This window comes from Mucilaginibacter sp. (assembly GCF_041663085.1).
Classification (GTDB): Bacteria; Bacteroidota; Bacteroidia; order Sphingobacteriales; family Sphingobacteriaceae; genus Mucilaginibacter.
On record NZ_JBAZRC010000127.1, the window covers coordinates 1 to 14,588 of the forward strand.

12 protein-coding genes are annotated in these 14,588 nt (G+C 44.4%); 8 read left to right on the plus strand and 4 right to left on the minus strand.

Annotation, left to right across the window (positions count from 1 at the left end; translation table 11 throughout):
* The coding region (locus tag WC615_RS18365) for a hypothetical protein (protein WP_372979523.1) at window positions 1–248 on the plus strand (248 nt) is incomplete at its 5' end.
* Window positions 249–300: 52 nt separating this feature from the next.
* Here the strand turns inward: WC615_RS18365 and WC615_RS18370 are convergent.
* The 3 genes from WC615_RS18370 to nagB form a co-directional block, all read right to left on the minus strand.
* On the minus strand, window positions 301–3,165 hold the full coding sequence (locus WC615_RS18370; protein WP_372979524.1) for a M16 family metallopeptidase: 2,865 nt from the start codon (window positions 3,163–3,165) through the stop codon (window positions 301–303).
* 61 nt (window positions 3,166–3,226) lie between these two features.
* A complete protein-coding gene (locus WC615_RS18375; RefSeq protein WP_372979525.1) occupies window positions 3,227–3,691 on the minus strand; it encodes a DUF2059 domain-containing protein in 465 nt (154 codons plus the stop codon).
* Window positions 3,692–3,814: 123 nt separating this feature from the next.
* Complete coding sequence (nagB, locus tag WC615_RS18380) at window positions 3,815–5,734, minus strand: glucosamine-6-phosphate deaminase (RefSeq protein ID WP_372979526.1); 1,920 nt, start codon at window positions 5,732–5,734, stop codon at window positions 3,815–3,817.
* A gap of 113 nt (window positions 5,735–5,847) precedes the next feature.
* On the opposite strand from nagB, the gene WC615_RS18385 reads away from it, so the two are divergent.
* The 7 genes from WC615_RS18385 to hflX all read left to right on the plus strand — a co-directional run bounded on the left by WC615_RS18385 (window position 5,848) and on the right by hflX (window position 14,000).
* A complete protein-coding gene (locus WC615_RS18385; protein ID WP_372979527.1) occupies window positions 5,848–7,041 on the plus strand; it encodes an anhydro-N-acetylmuramic acid kinase in 1,194 nt (397 codons plus the stop codon).
* Between the two features lie 158 nt (window positions 7,042–7,199).
* A complete protein-coding gene (locus tag WC615_RS18390) occupies window positions 7,200–7,646 on the plus strand; it encodes a cytochrome B (protein WP_372979528.1) in 447 nt (148 codons plus the stop codon).
* A gap of 221 nt (window positions 7,647–7,867) precedes the next feature.
* Window positions 7,868–9,277, plus strand: a complete 1,410-nt coding sequence (locus WC615_RS18395; protein WP_372979529.1) for an anthranilate synthase component I family protein — start codon at window positions 7,868–7,870, stop codon at window positions 9,275–9,277.
* A 90-nt stretch (window positions 9,278–9,367) separates the two neighbouring features.
* Window positions 9,368–9,934: an aminodeoxychorismate/anthranilate synthase component II gene (locus WC615_RS18400; protein ID WP_372979530.1), complete on the plus strand. Its 567-nt coding sequence runs from the start codon at window positions 9,368–9,370 to the stop codon at window positions 9,932–9,934.
* A 155-nt stretch (window positions 9,935–10,089) separates the two neighbouring features.
* Complete coding sequence (trpC, locus tag WC615_RS18405) at window positions 10,090–10,875, plus strand: indole-3-glycerol phosphate synthase TrpC (protein WP_372979531.1); 786 nt, start codon at window positions 10,090–10,092, stop codon at window positions 10,873–10,875.
* Window positions 10,876–11,069: 194 nt separating this feature from the next.
* Complete coding sequence (locus WC615_RS18410; RefSeq protein WP_372979532.1) at window positions 11,070–12,479, plus strand: ATP-dependent RecD-like DNA helicase; 1,410 nt, start codon at window positions 11,070–11,072, stop codon at window positions 12,477–12,479.
* 336 nt (window positions 12,480–12,815) lie between these two features.
* Window positions 12,816–14,000 (plus strand): GTPase HflX, encoded by a 1,185-nt coding sequence (gene hflX / locus WC615_RS18415; RefSeq protein WP_372979533.1) that lies wholly within the window; start codon window positions 12,816–12,818, stop codon window positions 13,998–14,000.
* Window positions 14,001–14,303: 303 nt separating this feature from the next.
* Here the strand turns inward: hflX and WC615_RS18420 are convergent.
* The coding region (locus tag WC615_RS18420) for a M20/M25/M40 family metallo-hydrolase (RefSeq protein ID WP_372979534.1) at window positions 14,304–14,588 on the minus strand (285 nt) is incomplete at its 5' end.

The window sequence follows — 14,588 nt, forward strand, 5'->3', positions numbered from 1 at the left end:
TTAAAATAAACAGCAAGCTACATGTGGGCATTCCGTTAAAAAGTGTTTGGTCGTTATATAATTTAAAAAAGGTGGCAACATTTACATACAATGGTGGCAAACGCAGCCTTTATGATGATATTAAGGTAGGTATCGCTTTTGATGTAGATGATAAAGACATCATTACAGGCATTACCGTACACGAACCCGGCAGAGAGGCGGCAACTACTTACCTGCCGTTCTTTTCCGGCTTAAAACCCCTTAAGTAAAAAAAGCCCCTGTTAACTAACAGGGGCTTTTTCATTCCTTTTATATTAATTGTTATTTCTTTTCAGGCATCAGTATAACTTTTGCCAGATTGTTATTATTCAAATATTTGATGGCAGCATCTTTTGTGCTTTGTACGGTTATTTGATCCAGATTTTTAACGTGGCTCAATATCTGATCAGGATCCTGATCATTTTGAACAACTCCGGCCAGGTAACCGGCCCATGAAATATTCTGTTTCATCTGTACCTGGGTTGACCGGGCTTCTTCAGCAACAAACTTTTCAATATCGGCAGGCAGTGCGCCTGTTTGTTTTATTTTGTTTATCTCATCAAGTGTTGCAGCTATCAGCTTATCAACATTTGCCGCGGCACATGTAAAAGAAATAGTAACAGTGTACCTGCCCTGGGGGTTTTTAACATAGTTTGCCCTTATACCCGGTGCGTATATCCCGCTTTCCTGCTCGCGCAAGCGCTCAACAAGCTTAATGTTCAACACTTCTTCCAACGCGTCAAGTTGCAGGTTATTTGCCTCATTAAAAACATAATCGCCACTGTATATCATTTGCACATTGGCCTTATCATCAACACCTTTGTAAACGGTTTTAGTTACCTGGCCCGGCGCAGGGTACATTTTTAAATTCTTAAATGTTTCTTTTTTATTGGTTGATGGCAAAGCACCAAGATAGGCTTCCATAAAAGGCCTTATCTCATCTACCGTAAAACTACCAACCACAACAAAGGTAAAGTTGCTTGCATCAGCAAACCTGTCTTTATAAAAGGCATACCCTTTATCAAGGTTAGCGGTGTTTAGCCTTTCAACCGTAGTAGCGCCGCCGCGGAAATTGTTATTACTTAACACATTCGAAAGCGTATCCTGGTAAACACTAAGCGGGTCAAGTGTACGGTTGGTTAATAGTGCCTTGGTTTGGTTTATAGTGCCCTGCCATATTTCGGCATCCTTGCGTGGTTGTGTAAAATACAGGTATATCAATTGCATAGCGGTTTCAAAATCGCGCGGGGATGCGCTGCCTCTTATGCCCTGTGTAATTTCACTTATATAAGGCGATACATTTACATTTTTACCGGCAAGCATCTTATCCAGCTGGCCCTGGTTAAACTCTGATATACCGCTGCTGCCAACAACAGAACCTGCAAAACTTGCTGATGTATAATCAGCATCACTTGCCAGTGAGGTACCGCCAAAGGCCGATCCATTGATCAGGATCTGATCGTTTTTAAACTCAGTTGGTTTTAAAACTACTTTCAGGCCGTTGCCCAATATCATGGTAGTTGTACCTATTGCCTCGTCTTTGGTTTCTGATACTACTTTTGAACCTTCCGGTGCTTTTTCCATTAAAGGCTTACTGGTAACATTATCTACATAAGCAGTAAGATTATTTCCGGCTGCACCTATCCAGCTTAAAATAGCTTTTTCATCAGGAAGTTTATCTTTATCCTTTTCAGCGCCTTCAACAATAATCACACGGTTTTGGTCGCTGATGAATTTGCCGGCCATGGCGTTCATTTCGGCAAGGCTTATCTTGCTGATATTGTTTACATAAAAATTATATTCAAAATCAATACCCGGGATAGCGTCTCCTTTTAAAAAGTTTAACTGGTACTCCCTTACGTAGTTTGCCGAGTTAGTTTTATTTCTTTCGTAATATGCATTTTGGATGCCTACTAACGCCTGTTGTTTGGCACGCTCCAGCTCGGTAAGGGTAAAACCAAATTTACGGGCACGCTCGGTTTCGGCTACAACGGTCTTTACCGCTTTTTCCAACCCATCAGGCTTAGCAACCACTACAGACGAGAATGCATCCTGCTTACCAATAAGCGGGCCGTAAGAAGTACGGGCATATAAAAATGGTGGTTCGGCTTTTTGCTGCAATTCGCCAAGCCTTTGGTTCAGCATAAAGTTGAATAATGATATACGCACACTTTGCATGTAATTATCTGTTGTGCGTGTTACCGATTGCGGATGTTTCACAATGATCTGGGCAAGGGTATACGGAAACTCTTTATCAGTAGCTATTTTAACAACAGTTCCTGGTGTGGGCGGCACATTAAATTCGGTACGTGGTTTAGCTGCTACCGGGTTTTTAAGGCCCGAGAAGTTTGCTTTGATCAGTTCCTCAACGCGTTTTACATCAAAATCGCCAACGGCAATTACCGCCTGCAGGTTGGGGCGGTACCAGTCGGCGTAAAAACTTTTTATGGTTTCGGCGGTAAAGGCTTTAATAACATCCTCTTTACCAACAGGTAAGCGGGATGCATACCTCGAATTATTTAATATTACAGGCAGCGTTTGCAGACTTAAACGCTCTTGCGCGTTCTTACCACGCAGGCGTGCTTCTTCTAAAACAACGCCACGCTCTTTGTCTATTTCTGCTGGGTCAAATGTTACATAACCCGCCCAGTTTGCCAGGATATTAAAGCCTTTTTCAAAAACAGCAGTGCTATCTGTTGGCAATGGTAACTGATACACCGTTTCATCAAAAGAAGTATAGGCATTCAAGTCGGCCCCAAACTTTACGCCCGATTTTTGCAGATAATCTACCAATGCGTTCTTAGGAAAATCGCGGGTACCGTTAAATGCCATGTGCTCGGTAAAATGGGCCAGGCCTTGCTGCGCATCTGTTTCTAAAACCGACCCTGCCTTATTAACCAGGTATAACTCTGCACGTTTTTGTGGTTGCTCGTTATGGCGAATGTAGTAGGTTAAACCGTTTGGTAATTTGCCTATCAGCACATTTTTATCAACCGGGAGCAGCGTTGGGGTATAAATGGCCGCCGCAGTTGTTGCAGGCCTGTTTTTGGGAGATGGGGTAGGTTTTCTTTTTACCTGTGCCGTTGCGCTGCCCGATGCAATGATCAGGGCAAGTGCGGCAACAGATAAAGCTCTGTTAATGTTCATATTTAAATTAAAAAGGAATATTTTACTAAGATGCTAAACGAATATCTTAGTTACAAATTGTTTATTGATCTTTAAATGCTTCCTGCATCATTTGCTGCAATTCGGCCTGGTGGCTTTGTACTGCCTGCTGCCCCAGTTGCGCCCCTTTTTGGAATAGTACAGGTTGTTTTTGATTAAGCTTTATACCCAATGGCGACCGGTAAAACACGGCCAGATCCTTTAGCTCTTTTTCTGTGAATTCCTGAGCATACATAGCTGCCATCTGGTCTTTTATCATATCCCAGTTCATATACTTATCGGTAAAGATGTTCATGACCTGGATAAACTTTGTTTTTTTATCCTCAGGCACATTCACGCTGGCCTGTTTTATCATGGATAGGGTGTTTTCTTTTAATTGCGCGCCCGCACCTGATGCTACCAGTACATCTTCGGCTGCTTTTAAATGGGCCGGGGTAATGTTTGCTGTAGTTTGTGCCTTTGCTGCTATGCAGATGAATAAGGCAAGAATTAAGAATTTATATTTCATGTTTTGTTTGTTTCCCGTCATTGCGAGGAGCATAGCGACGTGGTAATCTTCGACATGCCTGTAGCCGACTTTTCTATCGAAGATTGCCACGCTACGCTCGCAAAGACGGGTGGTTATTTAATATTAAAATTTATACCTCACAAAAGCTTCCATAGCTGCATACTCGGCCATGCCTAAGCGGTCATAGTTCTGCGCAGTCTCGCGGTTTCTGTCCTCGGCGCGCACCCAAAACTCGCGGGCATCATCACCCGGGAACACCGGCCTGTCTTTTTGCGACTGGTGTTTAAATATAGCATTGCGCTTGCGTAATACTTCGGCAGGCGATAAAGGCACCGCCATTTCTATTTCATGCGTAGGGAACTCCTGCCATGCGCCACGGTACATCCAAACCCAGCAATCGTTTACCCAGGCTTCGGTTTTGCGCAGGCGGCGTAACGATTCTATGATGATATTAAAACATACGATGTGCGTACCGTGCGGATCGGCAAAATCGCCGGCGGTGAATACCTGCTGGGGTTTTACCTTTTGCAGCAGTTCCATGGTTAATTTAATGTCTTCTTCGCCAACGGAGTTTTTCTGTGTTTTGCCCGTTTCATAAAATGGCAACGCCTGGAAATGGATATTGCTATCCGGCACACCTGCATAACGCGCGCCTGCAATGGCCTCTGTTTTACGGATAAAGCCTTTTACATCGCGAATCTCCAGCGAATCTATCTGATTAGGTTGTTTAATCGCCATAAACTTGCGCATATCCTCATAAATGCCTTTCATTTTTGAGGTGTCTTCTTCTATGCTTTCTTTAAAATCGATAGCAAATTCCATAAAGCGCAACACATCATCATCCCATACGGCGGTGTTGCCTGATGTTTGATAAGCTACGTGCACATCATGCCCCTGGTCAACCAACCTGATAAAAGTCCCACCCATCGAGATCACATCATCATCTGGGTGCGGCGAAAATACGATGGAACGTTTGTGCGCAGGCTCGGCACGCTCAGGCCTTTGACTATCATCAGCTCCCGGTTTGCCACCCGGCCAGCCGGTTATAGTATGTTGTAGCTGATTAAATATATCGATGTTGATCTGGTATACCGGCCCTTGCTCAACCGCAAGCTGTGCCATACCGTTACCGTTATAATCTTCTTCTGTTAGTTTGAGGATGGGTTTACCAACCGCGCCCGATAGCCATATTACAGCTTTTTTGATGAGCTGCTTTTCCCAAACACAATCTTTAACCAACCATGGGGTGTCAAAACGGGTAAGGTCTGATGCGGCATCCACATCCAATATAAATTCAACACTGTCTGATAGCTGCAGGAATGTAGCAGGTACATCGCCCGAGATCTCGCCCTCTACCGCTTTGCGTACAATAGGCGCTTTCTTGGCACTCCAGGCCATCAGGATAATTTCGCGTGCCTTAAATATAGTACCTACCCCCATAGTAATGGCTTTGGTAGGTACGTTTTGTTTACCACCAAAATCGCGCGATGCATCGCGGCGGGTAAGGTCGTCGAGCGTAACTAAACGCGTACCCGAGTTTGGTGCCGAACCCGGCTCGTTAAACCCGATGTGACCGGTACGGCCGATCCCTAAAATTTGAAGGTCCAATCCGCCAAGTTCCTCTATCTGTTTTTCGTATTCTAAACAAAACGCAGCTACGCTATCCGGCGCAAGTGTTCCGTCGGGGATGTGTACGTTAGCCTTTTTAATATCCACATGGTCAAAAAGGTTCTCGTTCATGAAGGTAACGTAGCTTTGTACTGCGTTAGGTTTCATGGGGTAATACTCATCCAGGTTAAAGGTGATCACGTTTTTGAATGATAGCCCTTCCTGTTTGTGTAAGCGCACCAGTTCGGCATACACCTTAATTGGGGTTACACCGGTGGCCAAACCAAGCACCGCCGGTTCTCCTTCAGCATCTTTCTTGCGGATAAGGTCGGCTATGCGTTTGGCAACAGCTACCGATGCCGCGTTCTGATCTGAGTATACCGTTACCGGTAATTTCTCGTATCGTGTTTCTTCTAATAGGTTTAATCTGGCCATGGGCTTAAGGTTGTAATTGGTTACAATGCTTCTAAACAAATATATCAGATATTATATATACAGTCGGTTTAAATTTATCTTTTGTGAAGCCGGTAAAACAGGTAAATTAGCGCATGCCCGCACTCAACAAAAACCTGCAAAAACTATTTACCATCGCCCAAAAAGAAACAAAGCTGGGCATTGGCCTCATGTCGGGCACCTCTTTGGATGGCCTGGATATTGCCCTGTGCAAATTCACAGGTAATGGTATCGATACCGGTTTTGAGCTATTGCAGTTTATCACTATCCCTTACGATGATCGCTTTAAGCAAGAAGTTCAGCAAGTGTTTGCCCAAAGGAAGGCCGACCTGGAAAAGGTTACGCTACTGAATGCTTACATCGGCACTTTTCATGCAGAACTGATATTACAAGCCTTAGCAAAATGGGATATTAAACCTGCCGAGGTTGATTTTATTGCCAGCCATGGCCAAACCATTTACCATGCGCCAAAACATCAGCATAAACAAGACGGATACGGCAATGCCACCCTGCAAATTGGTGACGGCGACCATATTGCGGTAAAAACCGGCATTTTAACCATAAGCGATTTTCGCCAAAAGCATATAGCAGCAGGCGGCGAGGGTGCGCCCTTAGCTTTATATGGCGATGTTTTATTAGGGAGTAAAGCAGGCGAAGAAAGAATCCTTTTAAACATAGGCGGCATTGCAAACCTTACCTACCTGCCGGCAAATGGCGATACCACAAAAGTTTTATGCACAGATATTGGCCCCGGCAATACACTAATAGATGCCGCCTGCCGCCAATATTTTAATAAACCGTATGATGAAGATTCGGCGATAGCCAATGCTGGAAAGGTTGACGAAACCCTGCTGGAGGATCTGCTGCATCACCCATTTTTTAATGAGACACTACCCAAAACTACCGGCCCTGAATTATTTAATTTAGAGTACGTAGCCAACGCGCAGCAAACATCACGATCCTTCAACATTAATAAAACCGACCTGGTGGCTACCCTGAGCGCCTTTACCGGGCGCACCATCAGCAACTTCATCAAAACACATTTTAATATCCCCGGCCTCAAAATATTTGTAAGCGGCGGCGGCGCAAGAAACCCTTATGTGATGAACTATTTAACAACCGCTTTACCCAATGCAGAGATCGCTAACACCCGCGATTTAGGGATCGATCCCGATGCAAAGGAAGCCATATTATTTGCCCTGCTTGGCAATGAAGCGCTTTGCGGAGAACCGATTAAAACCGGGAATAACCCGGCGGTGCTGATGGGGAAGTTTAGTTTTTCGGGATAGCTTTAACCACAAAGAACACGAAGATTTCACAAAGGGCACAAAAGTTTAAACCAGCATGGCTTTGTGTTCTCTGTGTTTTTTCTCTGTGGTTAAAATCGCCAACACACTTGTTATATTGAAAAACTTTTATCTGTATATTCGGGTCAAATTTTAAACGCATGAACGCTTATAGCTTTTTCAAGTACTTCCACTCGGGTTTCAGGTATATTGTCATCATCCTGGTTTTACTGGCCATATTTCAATCATTAGCCGGCTGGCTTGGTAAAAAACCCTATACCGAAGGCAACCGTAAGATCAATTTATTTGCCCTGATATCGGCACACACTCAGTTTTTACTTGGACTCGTGCTTTATTTTTTAAGTCCGTTTGTAAGATTTGGCGCCGGTGTTATGAAAGATGCCGAAGCCCGTTACTGGACAGTGGAACACATTGCTATGATGCTGTTTGCCATTGTTTTAATAACCATTGGCCATAGCAAATCAAAGAAAATTGCACTGCCCGAGGGCAAGCACAGAACCATAGCTATCTTCTATATTTTGGCTTTAGTGGTTATCGCTGTAGCCATAATTCAGAGTAAAAGAGCTTTTTTCGGAATATCCCACTAAAAAAGTCGACAAAAAATTTGATAATTCAATTTTTTATATAAATTTGTTGCCACGATATGAAAACAACTATCCTTAATACCAATTGGTGGCACTATGTGAAAACATGGCAGGCCGGATAGTTTTTGATATGCAGTACTAATCAAATGTAAACCTAATTTGAAACCCGGCGAACGCTCAATTCGCCGGGTTTTTTTGTTTAATGCGCTCTGAGATAACCACTAATGAAAACATATAAAATTACAACCACTCAAAAAAAGCTACTTGCAGACACTACCACGCCGGTAAGTATTTACCTGCGACTGCGCGATGTGTTCCCAAATTCGCTGCTGCTGGAAAGCTCGGATTATCACAGCCGTGAAAACAGCCTCAGCTTTGTTTGCTGCGCCCCCATCAGCGGGCTGATATTGGATAATAAAACGCTAAAAAAGAAATTCCCGGATGGTACCGAAGAGGTAAGCAACCCCGGCGAATTTGACATAACCAACGAGATAAACAATTTCACCGCCCGTTTTGAGGTGGAGGTTAATAACTCCAAGATCCTGTCAAACGGCTTATTCGGTTACTTTACCCATGAGGCGGTTGAGCATTTCGAAACCATCCGCCTAAAAGAAAGCACCGACACCAGCCGTAAGATACCGGTGATGCAATATCATATCTATAGCTACATTATCGCTATAGATCATTTTAAAAATGAATTATATATTTTCCATAACCAGGTAGAAGGGCAGCCTCAAACCAACGGACTGGAAAAAATTGCAGACCTGATCAAGAACAAAAACTTCCCCGAGTATAGCTTTAAGAGCAATGATGCAGAGAAATCAAACCTCACCAACGAGGAGTTCATAGCCATTGTTGAGAAGATGAAGCAGCACATTTACCCTGGCGATGTGTTCCAGATAGTACCATCAAGGGCATTTTCGAGAACTTTTTTAGGTGACGAGTTTAATGTATACAGGGCGCTACGCTCCATCAACCCATCGCCCTACCTGTTTTATTTTGACTATGGCGATTTCCGCATCTTCGGTTCATCGCCCGAGGCGCAGATCACCATTAAAAACAGGATAGCCAGCATCTTCCCGATTGCCGGAACCTTTAAACGCAGCGGCGACGATGAAAAAGATGCCGAGATTGCCCGCCAGCTGGAGAACGATCCCAAGGAATCTGCCGAGCACGTAATGCTGGTTGACCTTGCCCGTAACGACCTTAGCCGCCATTGTGAGCAGGTAACGGTAAATGCCTTTAAAGAGGTACAGTATTACTCGCATCTTATCCACCTGGTATCGCACGTAAGTGGTAAACTGAAACCGGGTACATCATCCTTTAAGATTGTGGCCGATACCTTCCCGGCAGGTACGCTAAGTGGCGCACCAAAATACCGCGCCATGGAGATCATAGACGAGAACGAAAAAAGCAAACGTAGTTTTTACAGCGGTGCCATCGGTTTCTTTGGCTTTAACGGCGATTTTAACCACGCCATCATGATCCGCTCGTTCCTCAGCAAAAACAATACGCTGCACTACCAGGCAGGCGCGGGCATTGTAGCCGGCTCAATTGCCGAAAGCGAACTGAAAGAAGTTGATAATAAAATAGCAGCGCTACGCAAAGCGATAGAGTTGGCGGAAGAATTGTAGCCGCTTCGCGGGTGAGTAGTTGATTAGAGAATAGAGATTAGTTATACGGAAATCGGGAAAATCCCTTAATCCGAAAAATCATGGTTCAAAATGAAAATATTAATAATAGATAATTACGATTCTTTCACCTATAACCTGGTGCATTTGGTAAACGAGTTAGGTTTACAGTGCGAGGTTTGGAGAAACGACCAGTTTAAGCTGGAGGATGTTGACGCGTTTAGCCATATCATCCTTTCGCCCGGCCCGGGGATCCCTTCAGAAGCGGGCTTACTTTTGCAGGTGATAGAAAAATACGCGCCAACAAAAAGCATGTTTGGCGTTTGCCTGGGTCAGCAGGCCATTGCCGAAGTATTTGGCGGCAAGCTTTACAACCTGCCACAGCCTATGCACGGAATTGCCACACCTATAAAAGTAACGGATGCAAACGAGCCGCTTTTTGCAGGCTTGCCAGATACGTTTAAGGTTGGCCGTTACCACTCGTGGGTGGTAGAGAAAGACCTGCCCGCTATATTAAAGGTTACCGCTATTGATGAAGAAGATGGCTCGGTTATGGCTTTAAGGCATAAGGAATATAATGTACGCGGCGTACAGTTCCACCCCGAATCGGTACTGACCGAGTACGGTAAAGAAATGATGCAGAACTGGTTGAAGGCGTAAACTCCTACCTGTCATTTCGAACGAGCTGCGGGGTGGCGAGTGCGGGTGAGCGAGGAGAAATCTTATTCACCGGGCATGGCTTGCAAGTCGCTCGTAGAAGATTTCTCCTCGTGCCTCGTTCGAAATGACAACGGTTTATTATAGATTTGAATAAAATGACAATACTCGATAAAATAGTTGCCCATAAAAAAAAGGAAGTTGAACGGGATAAGGTACGCACTACCTACACCCAACTGGAGGAATCAGAATATTTCCACCGGGAAACCTATTCTTTTAAGGATTTTTTGCTGGCGCCTGATCGTACCGGCATCATAGCCGAGTTTAAACGTAAATCACCATCAAAAGGCATTATTAACGATGACGCGCTGGTAAAAGATGTTACTAAGGATTATGCCGCTGCAGGCGCATCGGCATGTTCGGTACTAACCGATTACGGCTTTTTTATGGGCCGCAAGATGGATGTTACCCGTGCGCGCCGTGCAACAAATATCCCCATCCTTCGTAAAGATTTTATGATTGATGAGTACCAGGTTATTGAGGCAAAAGCATTGGGAGCGGATATTATTTTACTGATTGCCGCCATACTTACCCCTGCCGATATCAAAAACCTGGCAGCCCTTGCGAAAAGCCTCGACCTGAATGTGCTTTTAGAAGTACACAACCTGGAAGAGCTAGAACGCAGCATTGATACCAACCTGGATGCCATTGGTGTAAATAACCGCAACCTGGCCGATTTTACGGTATCAGTAGAAAACTCTTATAAACTGGTGGACCATATCCCTAACGATTTCATGAAGATCTCTGAGAGTGCTATCAGCGATACCGAAACCATTAAGCAACTAAAAGCAGTTGGCTTTAACGGCTTTTTAATTGGTGAGAACTTTATGAAACAACAAGACCCGGGCGCAGCCATGCGGGAATTTGTGAAGGGGTTAAGATAATATTAGTAAGTTAACTCACCCCGACTGCGCTACGCTGGTCGACCCTCTCTGCTTCGCAAAGAGGGTGAAGAGAAAGGCAAAACCCTCTTTGCGCGCAGCGAAGAGAGGGTGGTCGAGCGAAGCAATGACCGGGTGAGTAAATTATTATTGCTAATTTTTTTAGTTTTTATATAATTTCGATATCTTAGGCGCGCATGTCGGCCGAGATCACTTTAAACACAGAACAAAAAGCAGCTTTTAAGGCAATCGAGAAATTTTTGGAGCACCCTGCTGCCAATGTTTTCGTGCTGAAAGGCTATGCCGGTACCGGTAAAACATTCCTGATGCAGCGCCTCGCCAAAATGCTTACCGATACCGAGCAGGAATTTTGCATGCTGGCATCCACCGGCAGGGCGGCAACCGTTTTAAAGGGCAAAACCGGCTACGAAACCAAAACCCTACACGGCGAGCTTTACAATTTTAGTAAGGTAGATGGCATACAGCATTTCATGAATGACAAGGCTGCCGAAAACAGCAACCAGATGAGCCTGGAGTTTATGGTGCGCTCCACAGACGAAGGCAAGCGGGTTTATATTGTTGATGAATCGTCCATGCTATCATGCGAAGCACCAAAGAATGCATCCTTCACCAACTTTGGCTCAGGTAATTTGCTGGATGATTTTTTTAAGGTAGCTGGCAATAACAAGATCATTTTTGTAGGCGACCCATGCCAGTTGCCTCCGGTGGGGCAAAACAATAGTCCGGCATTGGATATGGCCTGGCTGGCTAAACAAAACAGGGTAGCTGTAAGCTATTCCCTGCAAAAAATAGAGCGGGTAACCGCCGGCAATGATATTTTGCGACTGGCAACAGCCGTGCGCGATATGAGCCAGCAAAATGCATGGGAACGTTTCCCAAAGCTACCGGCATCAGACCTGAACAACGTAAAACTCCATCAAACCAATGACGATCTGTTTACGCAATACCTGAAACATTACCGGGAACACGGCGCTAACGAAACGCTTGCCATTGCCCGCAGCAATAAAACGGTGCAAAAAATAAACCGCGATATGCGCCACGAGCTATTTGGTGATGCCTACAAGCCATTGCAAATTGGCGAGATACTGCTAGTTACCCAAAATAACTACACCGTACCCCTATCTAACGGCGACTTTGTGGAGGTGCGCGAACTGGGTGCTATTGTTAATAAGGTGGGCATGAAGTTTCAAAAGGTAAAGGTGAGGCCTATCTCGGCTGAAATTGATTTTACCCTGATGCTCTCATTAGATTCGGTTAATGACATAAAAGGAAACCTTACCGACGACCAGAGCAAAGAGCTGATGGTTGATTTTAGCTTTAGGATGCAGGGCAAAAAGATAGAACCCAACTCGCCCGAGTATAACAAAGCTATGCGCCAGGATGAGTTTTTGGGATGTCTCAAAGCAACCTATGGCTATGCTGTTACCTGCCACAAAGCCCAGGGTGGCGAATGGAATAACGTGTTTTTATTTTTGGAAAAAAGCATGTACGGTATGGACAGGCTGGAGCTTTGCAAATGGTGGTATACTTCTATAACCCGCGCCCGAACGCAACTCCATCTGGAAAATAACTGGTGGATAAGGTAGCGCATGCAATGCAGTAAGATAGCCACCCCCGTTTTGTAATTAACGCTACTTTCGATATCTTTGCATAGAATTTTACTCCAATGATATAATTATCTCCACAAAGCAGCTTTCCATTTTGCATGTTCCTTACCTGTTTGTGTTTGTGAAAGCATTTCGTCATGACGCTTATTTCTTCATAACGATACCATTCTGTTAACCGCTTCCTGATGTGTTTGCACGGAAGTGAAATTATTAATACAAAACAATTATATATAATGTGAACATAACAGCCATATAGCGAGTTATATTGAGGTAAATTACGTTTACCTTTATGGTTTAATTGTTAATCATTTTTAAATGAAGCCAAAGTTTTTTGATACTGCTGTGAAGCAGGAGACAGTGGTTTTGGTTGGTGTTATTACACCAAACGAAACTGAAGAACGCGAGAAAGAATATTTAGAAGAACTGGAATTTTTGGTGGCTACCGCCGGTGGCCTAACCGTGAAAACCTTTACTCAAAAACTACAGCGCCCGGAACGCTCTACCTTTGTGGGTACCGGTAAGCTGGATGAGATAAAAGAATATGTTATTGCCGAAGAGATAGATATTGTTGTATTTGATGATGAGCTTACGCCATCGCAACTGCGTAATATAGAGCGCGAATTGAATGTAAAGATCCTGGACAGGAGTAACCTGATCCTTGATATTTTTGCCAACCGTGCACAAACCGCGCAAGCCAAAACCCAGGTGGAATTGGCGCAGTTACAATACTTGCTACCCCGCCTTACCCGCCTTTGGACCCACCTAGAGCGCCAAAAGGGTGGTATTGGTATGCGTGGCCCGGGTGAGTCGCAGATTGAAACGGACAGGCGTTTGATCCTGAACAAGATCTCGTTGCTGAAAGAACGTCTAAAACTGATAGATCGCCAGAACGAAACCCAGCGTAAAAACCGCCAGCAACTAATCCGTGTGGCATTGGTTGGTTATACAAACGTGGGTAAATCAACCATTATGAACATGCTGGCAAAATCTGAAGTGTTTGCCGAAAACAAGTTGTTTGCAACGCTGGATACTACCGTGCGCAAAGTTGTGATTGAGAATGTACCGTTTTTACTATCAGACACGGTTGGTTTCATCCGCAAGTTGCCTCACCATTTGGTAGAGTGCTTTAAATCTACACTGGATGAAGTGCGCGAGGCAGATATACTGATCCATGTGGTTGATGTATCGCACCCAAGCTTTGAAGACCAGATCCGTACCGTTAATGAAACGCTGAAAGAACTGGGCGCTATTGATAAACAAATGATTACCGTGTTTAACAAAATAGATGCCTTTGTACCCGAGCAGCACCATATTGACGTAACCGAAGAAGCGTTAACGCTGGATGATTTTAAACACAGCTGGATGGCCAAGAATAACAGCCCGGCTATATTTATATCGGCCACCGAAAAAGAAAATGTGGATGAGTTTAGAGAAATGCTTTACGAATACGTAAAGAAAGTGCATACGGAGAGGTATCCGTATGATAATTTGCTGTATTAAGAATATAGCATGCAAGTAGGGTAATCTCCTTACTTGTATGCTTCCTTTATACCTGCTAAACAACGCCTTAAAACGCCCTGAAACGCTTTAAAACGTCCCTAAAGTGCAAAGCGTTCACGTTCACTGCCGTGCGCGCCACGTGAACACTTGTATATGTCTTGTAATCAGTGCTTTGATTATTTTTCACAATTTTAAAAAATCGTATCTATCTTATAATCAGCGCTTTTTGGGTATTAAGTTTCGAACCTCCTAAAGCAATATTTAAAAGTTCACCATCCGCCCCCTTCAGGGGGTTGGGGGGGCTTAAGCTCCCTCTTCCCAAACCATACACAAATGCAAAATGGTTTGCACAGCTTTCTGCATATCCTGTACCGATACCCACTCCTGCTTACTATGAAAAGCGTGTTCGCCGGCAAAAATATTGGGGGCAGGCAAGCCCATAAAAGACAAGCGAGACCCATCTGTTCCGCCGCGGATACTGCAAAGTTTGGCTTCAAGCCCGGCACGTCGGATGGCTTCCATACCATAGTCAACTATCTGCGGATTTTGGGCCAGCACATTTTTCATATTGCGGTATTGCTCGTGTGT

Coding starts and splice junctions, on each gene's coding strand:
- WC615_RS18370 (WP_372979524.1), bottom strand. CDS start 3,165: ATGAACATTAACAGAGCTTTATCTGTTGCCGCACTTGCCCTGATCATT.
- WC615_RS18375 (WP_372979525.1), bottom strand. CDS start 3,691: ATGAAATATAAATTCTTAATTCTTGCCTTATTCATCTGCATAGCAGCA.
- nagB (WP_372979526.1), bottom strand. CDS start 5,734: ATGGCCAGATTAAACCTATTAGAAGAAACACGATACGAGAAATTACCG.
- WC615_RS18385 (WP_372979527.1), top strand. CDS start 5,848: ATGCCCGCACTCAACAAAAACCTGCAAAAACTATTTACCATCGCCCAA.
- WC615_RS18390 (WP_372979528.1), top strand. CDS start 7,200: ATGAACGCTTATAGCTTTTTCAAGTACTTCCACTCGGGTTTCAGGTAT.
- WC615_RS18395 (WP_372979529.1), top strand. CDS start 7,868: ATGAAAACATATAAAATTACAACCACTCAAAAAAAGCTACTTGCAGAC.
- WC615_RS18400 (WP_372979530.1), top strand. CDS start 9,368: ATGAAAATATTAATAATAGATAATTACGATTCTTTCACCTATAACCTG.
- trpC (WP_372979531.1), top strand. CDS start 10,090: ATGACAATACTCGATAAAATAGTTGCCCATAAAAAAAAGGAAGTTGAA.
- WC615_RS18410 (WP_372979532.1), top strand. CDS start 11,070: ATGTCGGCCGAGATCACTTTAAACACAGAACAAAAAGCAGCTTTTAAG.
- hflX (WP_372979533.1), top strand. CDS start 12,816: ATGAAGCCAAAGTTTTTTGATACTGCTGTGAAGCAGGAGACAGTGGTT.